11 protein-coding genes and 1 pseudogene are annotated in these 14,027 nt (G+C 51.6%); 4 read left to right on the top strand and 8 right to left on the bottom strand.

From position 1 onward, the window contains the following. Window positions 1-377 precede the first annotated feature (377 nt). The 7 genes from adk to EO763_RS06165 all read right to left on the bottom strand — a co-directional run bounded on the left by adk (window position 378) and on the right by EO763_RS06165 (window position 7,628). A complete protein-coding gene (gene adk / locus EO763_RS06195; protein ID WP_010303043.1) occupies window positions 378-1,022 on the bottom strand; it encodes an adenylate kinase in 645 nt (214 codons plus the stop codon). Between the two features lie 264 nt (window positions 1,023-1,286). Further along, the gene (htpG, locus tag EO763_RS06190) at window positions 1,287-3,170 is read right to left on the bottom strand and encodes a molecular chaperone HtpG (protein WP_180829749.1); all 1,884 of its coding nucleotides are present in this window, start codon (window positions 3,168-3,170) and stop codon (window positions 1,287-1,289) included. 180 nt (window positions 3,171-3,350) lie between these two features. Then, the gene (gene recR / locus EO763_RS06185; RefSeq protein WP_014914551.1) at window positions 3,351-3,956 is read right to left on the bottom strand and encodes a recombination mediator RecR; all 606 of its coding nucleotides are present in this window, start codon (window positions 3,954-3,956) and stop codon (window positions 3,351-3,353) included. Beyond that, entirely contained in the window at window positions 3,956-4,285 is a 330-nt protein-coding gene (locus EO763_RS06180) for a YbaB/EbfC family nucleoid-associated protein (RefSeq protein ID WP_005976112.1), read from the bottom strand. Before EO763_RS06180 ends, recR begins: the two co-directional genes overlap by 1 nt. A gap of 40 nt (window positions 4,286-4,325) precedes the next feature. Continuing rightward, window positions 4,326-6,389, bottom strand: coding sequence for a DNA polymerase III subunit gamma/tau (gene dnaX, locus EO763_RS06175; protein WP_161528412.1), 2,064 nt, complete (start codon window positions 6,387-6,389; stop codon window positions 4,326-4,328). A gap of 74 nt (window positions 6,390-6,463) precedes the next feature. Further along, window positions 6,464-7,015, bottom strand: a complete 552-nt coding sequence (gene apt / locus EO763_RS06170) for an adenine phosphoribosyltransferase (RefSeq protein WP_161530349.1) — start codon at window positions 7,013-7,015, stop codon at window positions 6,464-6,466. Between the two features lie 217 nt (window positions 7,016-7,232). Further along, the gene (locus EO763_RS06165) at window positions 7,233-7,628 is read right to left on the bottom strand and encodes a DUF454 family protein (protein WP_161528411.1); all 396 of its coding nucleotides are present in this window, start codon (window positions 7,626-7,628) and stop codon (window positions 7,233-7,235) included. Window positions 7,629-7,838: 210 nt separating this feature from the next. Here EO763_RS06165 and priC point away from each other — a divergent pair, with 210 nt between their 5' ends. After that, entirely contained in the window at window positions 7,839-8,375 is a 537-nt protein-coding gene (priC, locus tag EO763_RS06160; protein ID WP_161528410.1) for a primosomal replication protein PriC, read from the top strand. Between the two features lie 35 nt (window positions 8,376-8,410). Then, window positions 8,411-8,581: a pleiotropic regulatory protein RsmS gene (gene rsmS / locus EO763_RS06155; RefSeq protein WP_072014096.1), complete on the top strand. Its 171-nt coding sequence runs from the start codon at window positions 8,411-8,413 to the stop codon at window positions 8,579-8,581. 57 nt (window positions 8,582-8,638) lie between these two features. On the opposite strand, the gene acrR is transcribed toward rsmS, so the two are convergent. Further along, the gene (gene acrR / locus EO763_RS06150) at window positions 8,639-9,280 is read right to left on the bottom strand and encodes a multidrug efflux transporter transcriptional repressor AcrR (protein WP_161528409.1); all 642 of its coding nucleotides are present in this window, start codon (window positions 9,278-9,280) and stop codon (window positions 8,639-8,641) included. A gap of 165 nt (window positions 9,281-9,445) precedes the next feature. Here acrR and EO763_RS06145 point away from each other — a divergent pair, with 165 nt between their 5' ends. Together EO763_RS06145 and EO763_RS06140 are read left to right on the top strand one after the other, a co-directional pair. Continuing rightward, window positions 9,446-10,639: an efflux RND transporter periplasmic adaptor subunit gene (locus EO763_RS06145; protein WP_161528408.1), complete on the top strand. Its 1,194-nt coding sequence runs from the start codon at window positions 9,446-9,448 to the stop codon at window positions 10,637-10,639. A gap of 28 nt (window positions 10,640-10,667) precedes the next feature. Next, window positions 10,668-13,795 (top strand): annotated as a pseudogene (locus EO763_RS06140) (efflux RND transporter permease subunit). Window positions 13,796-14,027 lie beyond the last annotated feature (232 nt).

Genomic DNA, 14,027 nt, shown 5'->3' with positions numbered 1-14,027 from the left:
CGCCAGTGCGTAACATCAAATGTCTATACCCTAAATAATTCGAGTTGCAGGCAGGCGGCAACCGCACGAATCCCCAGGAGCTTACTCAAGTAAGTGACTGGGGTGAGCAAGGACAAATTGGCTTAGCCAATTTGAACGCCGCTTGCGGCGGCCCTTCGGGCGAGGCTCAGAAGTGAGCCGAGTATTGCCAACGAACATGCAGCTTGAAGTATGACGGGTCTATTGTAGCGAAAAAAAGCTAAACAAATACGGGTAGATAGCAGGGATAACGCCGATGCTATCAATAGAGGAAACAAAGCAAACGAGGATTTCAGAACGAAAAAATGCCAGATGGTCGTCTGGCATTCAGATGTTTGGATATGATTCGTGTAGAAAAATTAGCCCAGAATGGTTTCCAGTTCTGCGCGAACTTCTTCCACTTTACGCGTGCCTTCTACTTTGAAATAGCGCGTGTTACCCGCGTCAGCTTCTTTCTGATAGTAAGAAACCAGTGGTGCAGTTTGCTGATGGTACTCAACCAGACGCTTACGCACGGTATCTTCCTGATCGTCTTTACGAATAGTCAGATCTTCGCCCGTCACGTCGTCTTTGCCTTCAACTTTAGGCGGATTGAATTTTACATGATAGACACGACCGGACGCCGCATGAACGCGACGGCCAATGATACGATCGATGATCAGTTCATCAGGAACAGCAAATTCGATAACGTAATCCACATTGATGCCTGCATCTTTCATCGCATCAGCTTGTGGAATGGTGCGTGGGAAACCATCCAGCAGAAAACCGTTACGGCAATCCTCCTGGGCGATGCGCTCTTTAACCAGAGCAATGACCAACTCATCAGTGACCAGCTTACCTGCGTCCATGATTTCTTTAGCCTGCTTGCCCAATTCAGTACCCGCTTTTACCGCTGCACGCAGCATGTCACCCGTGGAAATCTGCGGAATACCGTATTTCTCCATGATGAATTGAGCCTGAGTACCTTTGCCTGCGCCCGGAGCGCCCAGCAGAATAATACGCATCGCGTAAATCCCCTTGCTATGTAATATTTATAAAATAAATTTGAAAAACGCTAAACCATACCATTCCAGACGCTTATGCTCAAGGAACGGGCTCGCTTCAGCAACGCGCAGGCAGATGAAAAAAAGCCAGATACCTAAAAATACGGTTTGCCGTCTTCCCAATGTTGCCATTCAGTGTAGACGAAGAAACACCCAATAGCGGAAGGAAGCGTAAAAGTCAGGGGAAAGACCCCGGTTGGCACCGGGGTCTGGAGGATATCACTATCAGGCACTTAACAGCTGATTCATACGGCGGATGAACAGGTTCGGATCGTCCAGCGTACCGCGTTCGGCCAGCAGAGCCTGATCCAGCAGCAGTTCAACCCACTCGCCAAACTCGGCTTCATCAGAAACGTCAGCCGCACGTTTAATTAGCGTGTGCTCCGGGTTCAGTTCAAAAATGTACTTCACTTCCGGAGCCTGTTGGCCCGCTGCGGCGAACAGTTTCGCCATCTGCGTGCTCATCTCGTCAGCATCCGTTACGACAATAGCAGGCGTATCGGTCAAACGGTAGGTGAAACGCACATCCTTAACGCGCTCGCCCAACAGGTTTTTCACACGATCAACAAATGGCTCCAGCGCTTTCTGTGCTTCTTTCTGCGCATCGTTTTCTTCATCAGCCAATTTGTCTAACGTGTCATCTGCTTTACTGACCGACTGGAAGGATTTACCGTCGAACTCGGTCAGGTAGCTCATCATCCATTCGTCAATGCGCTCGGACAACAGCAATACTTCGATGCCTTTCTTACGGAACAGTTCCAGATGTGGGCTGCTCTTCGCCGCCGCATAGCTGTCTGCGGTGATGTAGTAGATCTTGTCCTGACCTTCCACCATCCGGCTAACGTAATCCTCCAGCGATACCGTCTGTGCGGAGCTGTCGGATTGCGTAGTGGCAAAGCGCAGCAGTTTCGCGATCGCTTCGCGGTTGCTGCCGTCCTCCGCTGGGCCTTCTTTCAGCACCAGACCGAACTGTTGCCAGAACGTTTGGTATTTCTCCGCGTCATCTTTCGCCAGTTTATCCAGCATTTGCAGCACACGTTTAGTCAGCGCATTACGCAGGTTCTGCGTCACACGGCTGTCCTGCAAAATCTCACGGGAAACGTTCAGCGGCAGATCGTTGGAATCAATCAGGCCACGAACAAAACGCAGGTAGTTCGGCATGAACTGCTCGGCATCATCCATAATAAAGACACGCTGAACGTACAGTTTCAAACCGTGTTTATGATCGCGGTTCCACATATCCCACGGTGCACGGGCAGGGATATAAAGCAGACTCGTGTATTCCTGCTTCCCTTCCACACGATTGTGGCTCCAGCTCAGTGGATCGGTAAAGTCATGGGATATGTGCTTATAAAACTCGTTATATTCCTCATCGCTGACTTCAGATTTACTGCGCGTCCACAGAGCCTGTGCTTTGTTAATTTTTTCCCAGCTAACGGTGGACTCACCGCCTTCTTCTTCGCTTTCTGTCTGGGATTGGATTTCTACCGGCAGCGCGATGTGGTCGGAATATTTGCTGATGACGGAACGCACACGCCAGTCATCCAGGAATTCGTCTTCACCTTCACGCAGATGCAGGGTGATTTCCGTACCGCGATCATCTTTGGTGATGTCGGCGATGGTATAATCCCCTTCCCCAGCAGATTCCCAGTACACGCCCTGATCGGCACTCGCTCCCGCGGCACGGGTACGCACGGTCACTTTATCCGCCACGATGAAGGCAGAGTAGAAGCCCACACCGAACTGGCCAATCAGTTGGCTATCTTTAACCTGATCGGAACCCATAGATTCCAGAAAGGCTTTGGTGCCGGATTTCGCAATCGTACCGAGATTATCAATGACTTCGTCACGGCTCATGCCGATACCGTTGTCAGAAATCGTCAGGGTGCGTTTTTCTTTATCCGTAGACACACGCACGCGCAGATCGCCATCACCCGCATACAGCTCTGGTGTGGACAGCGCGCGGAAACGTAGCTTGTCTGCCGCATCGGAGGCGTTGGAGATCAATTCACGCAGAAAAATTTCTTTGTTGGAATAAAGCGAATGGATCATCAAATGCAAGAGTTGCTTAACTTCGGACTGGAACCCGCGAGTTTCTTGGCCTTTCATACTCATTATTGCTTACCTCAATCCTAATATTATTCAGGCTGATTAAACTGACGATAAGTAGCAAGTGGGGATAAACCGAGGGGATTTCAAGGGGTAAATTTCAGCGAAAAAAGAAAACGGTGAGATGAAAGAGAAAAACAAGACTGCGGCTGCCAGATAATGATGCTGGCAGCCGACAGATTAAAACCGGAAAGGCTGACGACCCGCGAGCGAATGGGAAAGCGTGGTGCCATCGACCATTTCCAGCTCACCGCCAACGGGAACGCCATGTGCAATGCGGCTGGCCATCACGCCGTGCTGCGCGCACAGTTCCGCGATATAGTTTGCCGTAGCATCGCCTTCTACCGTCGGGTTGGTAGCCAAGATCACTTCGCTTATCGATTCCACTTGCAGGCGCTCTTCCAGCCGCCCCAAACCGATATCGTCCGGGCCAATGCCATCCAGCGGCGACAAATGCCCCATCAGTACAAAGTACCGACCGGCAAACTGCCCCGTCTGTTCAATGGCATGAATATCAGCCGGGCTTTCTACCACGCAAATCTGCCCGTTTTGTTGGCGGCGCGGGTTCGAGCAAATCGCACAAACGTCCTGCTCGGTGAATGTCCGGCAATCGCTACAGTGACCGATTTCGGACATCGCCCGCGTCAACGCCTGCGCCAGACGCATACCGCCACTGCGGTTACGTTGCAGGAGTTGAAACGCCATGCGCTGCGCCGACTTGGGCCCAACGCCCGGCAGGCAGCGCAGCGCTTCCATCAATGATTCAAGAAGCGGACTGGTCTGCATCAGAACGGCATCTTGAAGCCCGGCGGCAGTTGCATACCGCTGGAAACAGACGCCATTTTCTCTTTTTGCGTTTCAGCAATACGACGAGCGGCATCGTTGAACGCCGCAGCGATCAGGTCTTCCAGCATCTCTTTGTCGTCTTCCATTAGGCTTGGATCGATCTCAACACGGCGGCAGTTATGCGCACCATTGATCGTGATTTTCACCAGGCCTGCACCCGATTCGCCCGTGACTTCCAGATTCGCCACTTCTTCCTGCATCTGCTGCATTTTTTCCTGCATCTGCTGGGCTTGCTTCATCAGGTTGCCAATTCCACCTTTACCAAACATAGTTTTCTCTCTATCACGTCGGGCTGCACACTCGCAGCGGTTAAACAGGGCGGATACTTTCTTCGTCCAGTTCCGCATCAAAGAAACGCCGCAGCGTTTGAATCGTTGTATCGGCCAGAATTGACTGACGCGCCTGCGCCAGCTTCTCTTCATATATAGCCTGACGCCACTCCAGCGGCGTCCGCACCGCTGGGTTATCGTCTTCAGTAATCAGTAATTCTACAGGATGTCCGTAGTGAGCCGTCAATGCGTCCGCCAGCGTCTTTTGCGCCGCAGGCGAATTCAGATGTCGCTGGGATGAACGCAGATGCAGATGAATCTTGCCTGCCTCTTCGCTCTCTTTAAACGCATTGAGTGCCAGCTGTTGTACCAGCTTTGGTAGCGTCAGGCGATGGATTTCCGCCGCCCACGCATCTCGCTCCAGTGACTCTTCCGCCAGCCGAACCACCAGTTCCGGCGTTTTTTCGTGTTCTAATGCCGAACGCAGCGCTTTTGGCGTTGCTACGTCGACCTTCTCTTCTTCGACTTTATTCTGCGCCCGCCAACGATACGCTTCCGGCTTTTTGGGCTCGGAGGGAGACGTTTTCGCGTTTTGCCGTTGAATGCTGCGCTCAGTCACCGAAGCCAATCGCTCCAGCGCTGAGGTTGCCGGCCGCGTGTTGTCAGACGCTGCCGGTTCAGCCTTTTTTGGTGGCGTACTCCCCTGTTTTCGTAAGAGCTGACTACGCGCCTGTAATAACTGAGCAGTCGCATCAGGCAATTCGCTCTCATCATGCTGCTCCGCTGAAGCAGGCGCGTCCCCTAACGGCGGCGCATAGGCAGAGGCATCCATCGGCGGCTCGGGAGAGTAAGATGACGGCGGCATGTCTTCAGGAGATGCTGTATTTTGCGGCACTAGCGCACGAACCGTCGCCGATACCGCCGCAACGGGCTGCTGCACAGGAGACTGAATAGAAGGCGCACGCGTAGCCTGAGCCGGCGCAGCGCTCACTGTCGCTACAGGCTCGGCGATAATCTGGCTGGGATGAAACGCCAGCGCTCTCAGTAGCGTCATTTCAACGCCCATCCGGCGATCGGGTGCAAAAGGCAGTTCTTTGCGACCAATGAGCATCGTCTGGTAGTAAAGCTGCACCTCTGCGGGCGGCAGTGCTCGCGCCAAATCTCGCATACGCGCTTCAACTGCGGCGTAATCATCACTCAACGCAGCAGGCAGCAGTTGGACCATCGCAATACGATGTAACAGCGTCTGGGTTTCCACTAGCAGCGATTCCCAGTCCACTCCCCGTGCCGCGACCTGGTCTAACAGCGACATGACCTGTGCCCCATCGCCTTTCGCCAGTGCTTCAATGAGTGCCAGCGGTTGCTCATCGTCCAGCGTGCCCAACATTTGGCTAACTGAAACAGTCGTGACCTGCCCTTGCCCCATGGCAATGGCCTGATCGGTCAGACTCAGCGCATCACGCAAGCTCCCATCGGCAGCACGCGCCAGAAGCTGCAGCGCACGAGGTTCACTCACGAGGTTTTCTGCCTGTAATACCTGTTCCAGATGCGCGCGAATCTGTTCGACATCCAGCGCTTTGAGGTGAAATTGCAGGCAGCGTGACAGAATGGTCACAGGCAGTTTTTGCGGATCGGTAGTCGCCAGCAAGAATTTGACGTGCGGAGGCGGTTCTTCCAGCGTTTTCAGCAGCGCATTAAAGCTGTGGCGCGATAGCATGTGTACTTCGTCAATCAGGTACACCTTGAATCGCCCACGCGCAGGGGCGTACTGCACATTATCTAGCAAATCGCGCGTGTCTTCGACTTTAGTGCGAGACGCGGCATCAATTTCGATTAAATCGACAAAACGGCCCTGTTCGATTTCGCGGCAATTGTCACACTGGCCACACGGCGTTGCCGTCACACCCTGTTCGCAATTCAGCCCTTTTGCCAGCAAACGGGCAATCGACGTCTTTCCGACGCCACGGGTGCCAGAAAACAAATAAGCGTGATGGATTCTGCCTAGGGAAAGGCCGTTAGCCAACGCGGTCAGGACATGTTCCTGACCGACAACTTGGGTAAAGGTTTGGGGACGCCACTTACGGGCAAGAACCTGATAGCTCATCAATACCGCAACAGTCGAGTTATTGAGGCGATCATGCTAACACAGCCACGCCGCTATCGGCGAGACTGTTATGATTAATGTCCGGGGAAGTCAACCAGGCTATAGCAGGTGATACCCATCTCGGTCAGGCGTTGCTCGCCACCCAGATCGAACAAATTGATGATAAAAGCGGCATCATTGACCGAGCCACCCAGACGACGGATCAATTTCACCGTGGCTTCGAGCGTACCACCGGTTGCCAGCAGATCGTCGATCACCAGCACATTATCACCCGCGGAGATTGCATCTTCATGAATTTCCAGCGTATCTGAACCGTATTCCAGTTCATAGCTTTCACTGATAGTCGGACGTGGCAGCTTGCCCGGTTTACGCACAGGAACAAAACCTACGCCCAGCGCCAACGCAACTGGGGCGCCAAACAGGAAACCACGCGCTTCAGTACCGACAACCTTCGTCACACCGGTGTTGCGGTAACGGTTTGCCAGCATCTCAATACTGGCCGCATAGGCCACAGGATCTTCCAGCAGGCTGGTGACATCACGGAACAGTATGCCCGGCTTCGGATAATCGGGGATGCTTTTGATACTGTTTTTAATTAACTCTGCCTGCTGCGCTGTTACGGTCATCATAGTTGTGCCTGATAAAACGTTCTGAACATACCAATGCCGGTCGCCACAAGACTTCCATCATCGCATGACGTGATGAAGAGGCATTATGACAAAGAGGAAAATGGCGACCCGCGCACGAAAACGGTCAAATCTAGTCAAAGTGACGGATAAATGCAACTGTCCGCACTCTGGGTGCGTATTTTTTGTATTCCCGTCACAGAGGCCGCCGCTTACGCTATCTTTTCGGATCCGCGCCTTGCATTTGTTGTCCTGGATCAATCACGGGTAAACGAAGCATGAAGGTCAGCAAAATAGCCAAAATGACCAACAGCAAGATCCTGACCCAGACGAGCTTAACCAGCCAGAGCGAAAGCGCGAACGTTAACAGAATCATAGTGACAGCCTTCCATTTTGCCCCCGGCGGCAACGCCCGATGTTGCTGCCAATGACGCAGATAGCTGCCAAACCAGGAGCGGTACAGTAGCCAGTCATGGAAACGCGGGGACGAACGGGCAAAACACCAGGCGGCCAGTAGCAAGAAAGGCGTCGTCGGTAATAAAGGCAACACGACACCCAACGTTGCCAGCACAACGGAAACCCACCCCAATATCATCAGCAACACGCGATACATATTCACCTTTCTGCTTTGTTCACTACAACTATGTTTTGTCTGCGACAATGTCCACCACACTTTATCACCACCTTGCCCGATGGATTAGTTAAGATATCCTCATGCAGTGTAGTAAAGCGACGTAGACTAACGATGCCGATATATACCACGCGCCGACACACCACGCGAAGCTAGCTCGCGGAATCTTAGGCCTGACCGTAAGGGAAAAAAGTGAACACGCATCAATTGCTGCAAGCACTTGAACAACAAATTAACACGCTAGCGAAAGAGCTTGAGCCACTGGCGGATAAAGCCGTGCCGCAATCACGCTTTGATCGTCAGCTTTTTAGCAGCTATGGCACCCGGCTACGTGATTATCGCGCCGAAGTTGAACAAAATTTACAGGCGATAAAGCAGTTAGTTGCAGAGCAGCGCACCGATCGCGTGGCGTTTCTGGCTGAAAAGCTGGTCAGCCAGATAGCTGCATTGCAGCGTGAGCTGGCAACGCAGTCATTACGCAGGCAGGAGCAAAGTAACGCACCACAGCCGGAAGATCTGTATCACAAGCTCGCGGAACATCAGGATTATGAACGCCGCCTGCTTTCTATGATTCAGGATAGAGAAAGCCTGCTCATCACGCAGACGCAATTCAGCGAGCAACAGCGGCTACAAAAAGAGCTGGCGGCGCTGGAAGGACGGCTGTCACGCTGCCGTCAGGCGCTGGCACGCCTGGAACGTCAAATTGAACGCCGTGAGCAAGGATTGTAGCGCGGCGGCGTCACCATGAAATGAGGAACTGATTCATGTCACTTGAAAACGCTCCACCCGAGGTCAATCTGGCGATAGATTTGATTATGTTGCTGGAAGAAAACCAAATCGAACCGCGTATCGCGCTGGCCGCCCTGGAGATTGTACGTACCGATTTTGAGAAAAAACTCTCACAAAAAGACCGTGACGCTAAATCCTCCACCTAAGGTAAAAATAACTCAGATGCTTAAAGGCAACGAGTGTTAGCGCCGTCGTTCAACGGCTTATTCAGCGGGTTTACGTAGCGCCGGGCTAAAATGCAGCATATCGATAAAGGCATCCACCAGCGCTGGGGCTTCCTGATCGAGATCGAAACTTTCCGGCATAAATAGCCAGTTTTCCATCACGCCAGAAAAATAGGCACGCAGCGCGATCGCCGCACGACGGGGATAAATGTCCGTCGGCAACATCCCCACTCGAATGCACTTAATCAGGTTTTCTTCAATATCGACATAGCAGGAGAGATAGAGCTCTTTGCGCGCATTGTACGATTGCAACATTTCACCGACAAACTCACATTTGTGAAAAGCGATCTCCATAATAGATCGCCAATGCGTATCACTAACGGTTAAACGCAGCATATAAATCAATAATTCACGCATCACGCAGAGTGGATTATCAGGGAATTTTGTCTGATACTCTATTTCAAACTCACTGATTTTTGACTCTGCCAGAGCCCAGATCTCATCAAAGATTTCGGCTTTGTTCTTAAAATGCCAATAAATAGCACCCCGTGTCACACCGGCAGCAGTCGCAATGTCAGACAATGAAGTCGCGGACACACCATGCTCAGAGAAGACTCTTAACGCAGTATCCAGTATATGTTGTCGGGTTTCCTGAGCCTGTTTTTTGGTTTTTCGTGCCATAATAATTTGGTTTTTCGTGCCATATCGCTGTATTTGAAGGAAAGCGTGATTTACATACATTCGAGAATGTATGTAACATAGCATGAACATAAGACTATAGCAGCAATGGGTTTTTAAGCTTGTGATCCATTGGTCAATTTCAAATCGGACACTTGAGGTTTATCTATGAACAAAAACAGAGGGCTAACGCCTCTGGCGGCAGTTCTGATGCTTTCTGGCGGCTTAATGCTCGCAGGATGTGATAGCGGCAATAATCAGCAAGGCGGCGCACAGCAGCAGATGCCTGAAGTGGGTATTGTGACGTTAAAAACGGAAGCACTGAATGTCATGACCGAGCTGCCTGGTCGTACAAATGCTTACCGCATTGCCGAGGTTCGCCCACAGGTTGGCGGTATTATCCTCAAACGCAACTTCGTTGAAGGGTCTGACATTAAAGCTGGCGCATCGCTGTATCAAATCGATCCTGCGACATACCAGGCAAGCTACAATAGCGCCAAAGGCTCACTCGCTCAGGCACAGGCTCAGGCAGAAATTGCCCGCCTGACAGTTAACCGCTACAAACCACTTTTGGGCACCAACTACGTCAGCAAGCAAGATTACGATCAGGCTGTTGCCACCTCTCGTCAGGCTGATGCTGCGGTTCAGGCTGCTAAAGCGGCTGTTGATACGGCACAAATCAATCTGGCTTACACCAAAGTCAATTCGCCAATCGAAGGCCGCGTGGGTAAATCCACGGTGACGGAAGGCGCATTGGTGTCAACCGGACAAGCAACAGCATTAACAACCGTGCAGCAGCTTGATCCGATCTATGTTGATGTCACGCAGTCCAGTAACGATTTCCTGCAACTGAAAAAAGAACTGGAAAACGGCACGCTGAAACAAAGCGAAGGCAAAGCCAATGTCCGCCTGCTGTTGGAAAACGGTATGGAATATGCCGAGGCAGGTACATTGGAATTCTCTGATGTTACGGTAGATGAAACTACTGGCTCCATCACACTGCGCGCTATTTTCCCGAACCCACAGCACAATCTTCTCCCTGGTATGTTCGTACGCGCCCATCTTGATTCCGGCGTTAACCCAACAGCCTTATTAGTGCCGCAGCAGGGTGTCACCCGCGATCCGCGTGGTCAGGCCACGGCGATGGTGGTTGGAGAAGGCGATAAAGTAGAACCTCGTACGCTTAAAACCAGTAAGGCAATTGGTGACAAGTGGTTGGTTACCGAAGGCTTGAAAGCGGGCGATCGCGTTATTGTCACTGGTCTGCAAAAAATCAGGCCCGGTGCGCAGGTGAAAACGAAAGAAGTCGCTCCAGAAAATCAGCAGGCGCAACAAGCGTCAGCAGAACCCGCGAAGTCTTAAGACGTTCTAACAGGAGCCGGTACAATTCATGGCTAAGTTTTTTATAGATCGACCCATTTTTGCATGGGTGCTCGCCATCATGGTGATGCTGACGGGGTTGCTGGCAATTGTTAAATTACCGATTGCCCAGTATCCAACGATCGCACCACCCGCGATTGAAGTAACAGCAAATTATCCGGGGGCCGATGCATCAACGCTGCAAGATTCCGTGACGCAGGTTATCGAACAGAATATGAACGGTATCGATAACCTGATGTACATGTCATCAAGCAGCGACTCCTCAGGTACGGTTCAGATTACGCTGACGTTTGACGCGGGTACCGATCCGGACATCGCGCAGGTTCAGGTGCAGAACAAACTGCAACTGGCCATGCCGCTGCTGCCGCAGGAAGTACAGCAGCAAGGGGTTAACGTTCAGAAATCAAGCAGTAGCTTCCTCATGGTTGCCGCCTTCATCAGTGAAGACGGCAAAATGTCACAGGAAGATATCGCTGACTACGTGGCTGCTAACGTTAAAGATCCCATAAGCCGTACATCCGGCGTAGGTGACGCACAGCTGTTTGGTGCCCAGTATGCAATGCGTATCTGGCTGGATCCGAACAAACTGAACAACTATCAGTTAACCGCAGGTGATGTCACTGCGGCGATCAGGGTCCAAAACAATCAGATCGCGGCAGGACAACTGGGGGGGCTCCACCCGTTCCGGGCCAGCAGTTGAACGCCTCGATCATTGCGCAAACCCGACTGAATTCAGCAGAGGAATTTTCTAAAATACTGCTGAAAGTTAACGCGGATGGCTCTCAGGTTCGTCTTAAAGACGTCGCCCGCGTTGAGCTAGGCGCAGAAAGCTATGACGTTATAGCGCGTTTTAATGGTAAACCCGCTGCCGGTATCGGTATCAAACTGGCAACGGGCGCAAACGCGCTGGATACCGCAACCGCAGTAAAAAACTCACTGACCAAATTGGAAGAGTTCTTCCCTTCTGGCCTGAAAGTGGTTTACCCGTACGATACAACACCCTTCGTTAAGATCTCGATCAACGAAGTCGTGAAAACGCTGGTGGAAGCCATCGTATTGGTATTCCTGGTGATGTATCTGTTCTTACAGAACTTCCGTGCCACGCTGATCCCAACCATCGCGGTGCCAGTCGTCTTGCTGGGAACGTTTGCTATCCTCTCTGCGTTTGGTTATTCCATTAACACCTTGACGATGTTCGCAATGGTTCTCGCCATCGGGCTTCTGGTGGATGACGCCATTGTCGTCGTGGAAAACGTGGAACGTGTCATGGCGGAAGAAGGTCTACCGCCTAAAGAAGCAACAAAACGTTCGATGGAGCAGATCCAAGGTGCATTGGTCGGTATTGCTCTGGTTCTGTCCGCGGTATTCGTCCCAATGGCGTTTACCGGTGGTTCCACAGGGGCAATCTACCGCCAGTTCTCCATCACAATCGTTTCTGCGATGGTCCTGTCTGTTCTGGTTGCATTGATTTTGACGCCAGCGCTTTGTGCAACGCTGTTAAAACCGATCGCCAAAGGCGATCACAGTGAGAAGAAAGGCTTCTTCGGCTGGTTCAACAGACTGTTCGAGAAAAGCACGAGTCACTACACCAATAGCGTGGCAAATATCCTACGCAGTACGGGTCGTTATCTGGTCATCTATCTGTTGATTGTTGTGGGCTTGGCGCTGCTGTTCTTACGCTTGCCGACCTCTTTCCTGCCGGACGAAGATCAGGGGGTTCTGCTGAACATCGTTCAGTTGCCTTCGGGTGCGACGCAGGAAAACACCCAGAAAATCATGGACAGAATGACGCAATACTATCTCGAAAATGAGAAAGCTAACGTCAAGTCGGTGTTTACCGTGACGGGCTTCGGGTTCTCTGGTCGTGGGCAGAATGCCGGTCTGGCTTTCGCTAGTCTAAATGACTGGAGTGAACGAAGCGGCAAAGAAAATAAAGTTCTGGCGATTGCAGCAAGAGCAAACGCGGCCTTTAGCCAGTATAAAGAAGCTATGGTTTTCGCAGTCAACCTTCCTGCGATTATCGAACTGGGTACAGCAACAGGTTTTGACTTCCAGTTGATTGACCAGGCTAACCTTGGGCATGCAAAACTAACGGAAGCACGTAACCAACTGCTGGGCATGGCGGCACAACGTCCTGATACGCTGGTGCAAGTTCGTCCTAACGGGATGGAAGATACACCGCAGTTCCGTCTCGATATCGATCAGGAAAAAGCACAGGCGCTTGGTGTGTCACTGTCGGATATCAGTTCAACATTGGCAACCACGCTGGGTGGTTCTTATGTGAATGACTTCATCGATCGCGGTCGCGTGAAGAAAGTTTACGTTCAAGCCGATGCGCCTTTCCGTATGCTGCCGGATGACATCAAAAACTGGTACATCCGCGGTAGCAACGGACAAATGGTGCCATTCTCTGCCTTCACGCAGAGCCACTGGGAATACGGTTCACCGCGTCTGGAACGTTATAACGGCCAACCATCCATGCAGCTCCAAGGTGAAGCCGCGCCAGGTAAGAGTACCGGTGAGGCCATGGCATTGATGGAAAATTTCGTGACCCAATTACCGCAAGGTATCGGCTACGAATGGACGGGTATGTCCTATCAAGAGCGATTATCAGGCAACCAGGCACCCGCAATCTATGCCATTTCACTGATTGTCGTGTTCCTGTGTCTGGCAGCGCTTTATGAAAGCTGGTCAATACCGTTCTCCGTCATGCTGGTTGTTCCATTGGGGATCATCGGTGCGTTAATTGCGGCGAATATGACAGGTCTTGAAAACGACGTTTACTTTAAGGTGGGCCTGCTGACAACCATAGGGTTATCGGCGAAGAACGCCATATTGATTGTCGAATTTGCTAAAGACCTGATGGAAAAAGAAGGGAAAGGACTGATAGAAGCAACGCTCGATGCCGTTCGTATGCGTTTGCGTCCAATCCTGATGACATCACTTGCTTTTATCCTCGGTGTAATGCCGTTGGTAATCAGTAGTGGTGCGGGTTCCGGTGCACAAAACGCCGTTGGTACTGGCGTAATGGGCGGGATGATTACAGCAACCGTGCTGGCCATCTTCTTCGTTCCGGTGTTCTTTGTTGTTGTCCGCCGTCGTTTCGGTAAGAAAGTCGACGACACAACAGCACACTAAGACCGAATACCCTCCAATATCCCTTAAAAGGCCGCCTAGCGGCCTTTTTTACTTTCCAGCCCTTCTTTCCCAGCTAACCCTTATCAAAAACGTGCACAGTGCCGTTTGCATCTTTATCCACCTCTATAGTGGCGTAGAGAATGCTACGGCCTCACAACAACATAATGGTTGATCCTGATGTCAAAAAAGCGCAACATAATGGGTATGTTATAACATAACAAATGAGGCAACA

The sequence above is a fragment of the Pectobacterium odoriferum genome (assembly GCF_009931295.1).
Lineage (GTDB): Bacteria > Pseudomonadota > Gammaproteobacteria > Enterobacterales > Enterobacteriaceae > Pectobacterium > Pectobacterium odoriferum.
The sequence above is the reverse complement of the archived record's forward strand: the minus strand, read 5'-3'. Positions and strand labels throughout refer to the sequence as shown.

Bases quoted from the DNA above. Each gene is read 5' to 3' on its own strand.
- dnaX (WP_161528412.1), bottom strand. From the start codon at position 6,389: ATGAGCTATCAGGTTCTTGCCCGTAAGTGGCGTCCCCAAACCTTTACC.
- EO763_RS06145 (WP_161528408.1), top strand. From the start codon at position 9,446: ATGAACAAAAACAGAGGGCTAACGCCTCTGGCGGCAGTTCTGATGCTT.
- htpG (WP_180829749.1), bottom strand. From the start codon at position 3,170: ATGAAAGGCCAAGAAACTCGCGGGTTCCAGTCCGAAGTTAAGCAACTC.
- acrR (WP_161528409.1), bottom strand. From the start codon at position 9,280: ATGGCACGAAAAACCAAAAAACAGGCTCAGGAAACCCGACAACATATA.
- apt (WP_161530349.1), bottom strand. From the start codon at position 7,015: ATGACCGTAACAGCGCAGCAGGCAGAGTTAATTAAAAACAGTATCAAA.
- recR (WP_014914551.1), bottom strand. From the start codon at position 3,956: ATGCAGACCAGTCCGCTTCTTGAATCATTGATGGAAGCGCTGCGCTGC.
- EO763_RS06180 (WP_005976112.1), bottom strand. From the start codon at position 4,285: ATGTTTGGTAAAGGTGGAATTGGCAACCTGATGAAGCAAGCCCAGCAG.
- rsmS (WP_072014096.1), top strand. From the start codon at position 8,411: ATGTCACTTGAAAACGCTCCACCCGAGGTCAATCTGGCGATAGATTTG.
- EO763_RS06165 (WP_161528411.1), bottom strand. From the start codon at position 7,628: ATGTATCGCGTGTTGCTGATGATATTGGGGTGGGTTTCCGTTGTGCTG.
- adk (WP_010303043.1), bottom strand. From the start codon at position 1,022: ATGCGTATTATTCTGCTGGGCGCTCCGGGCGCAGGCAAAGGTACTCAG.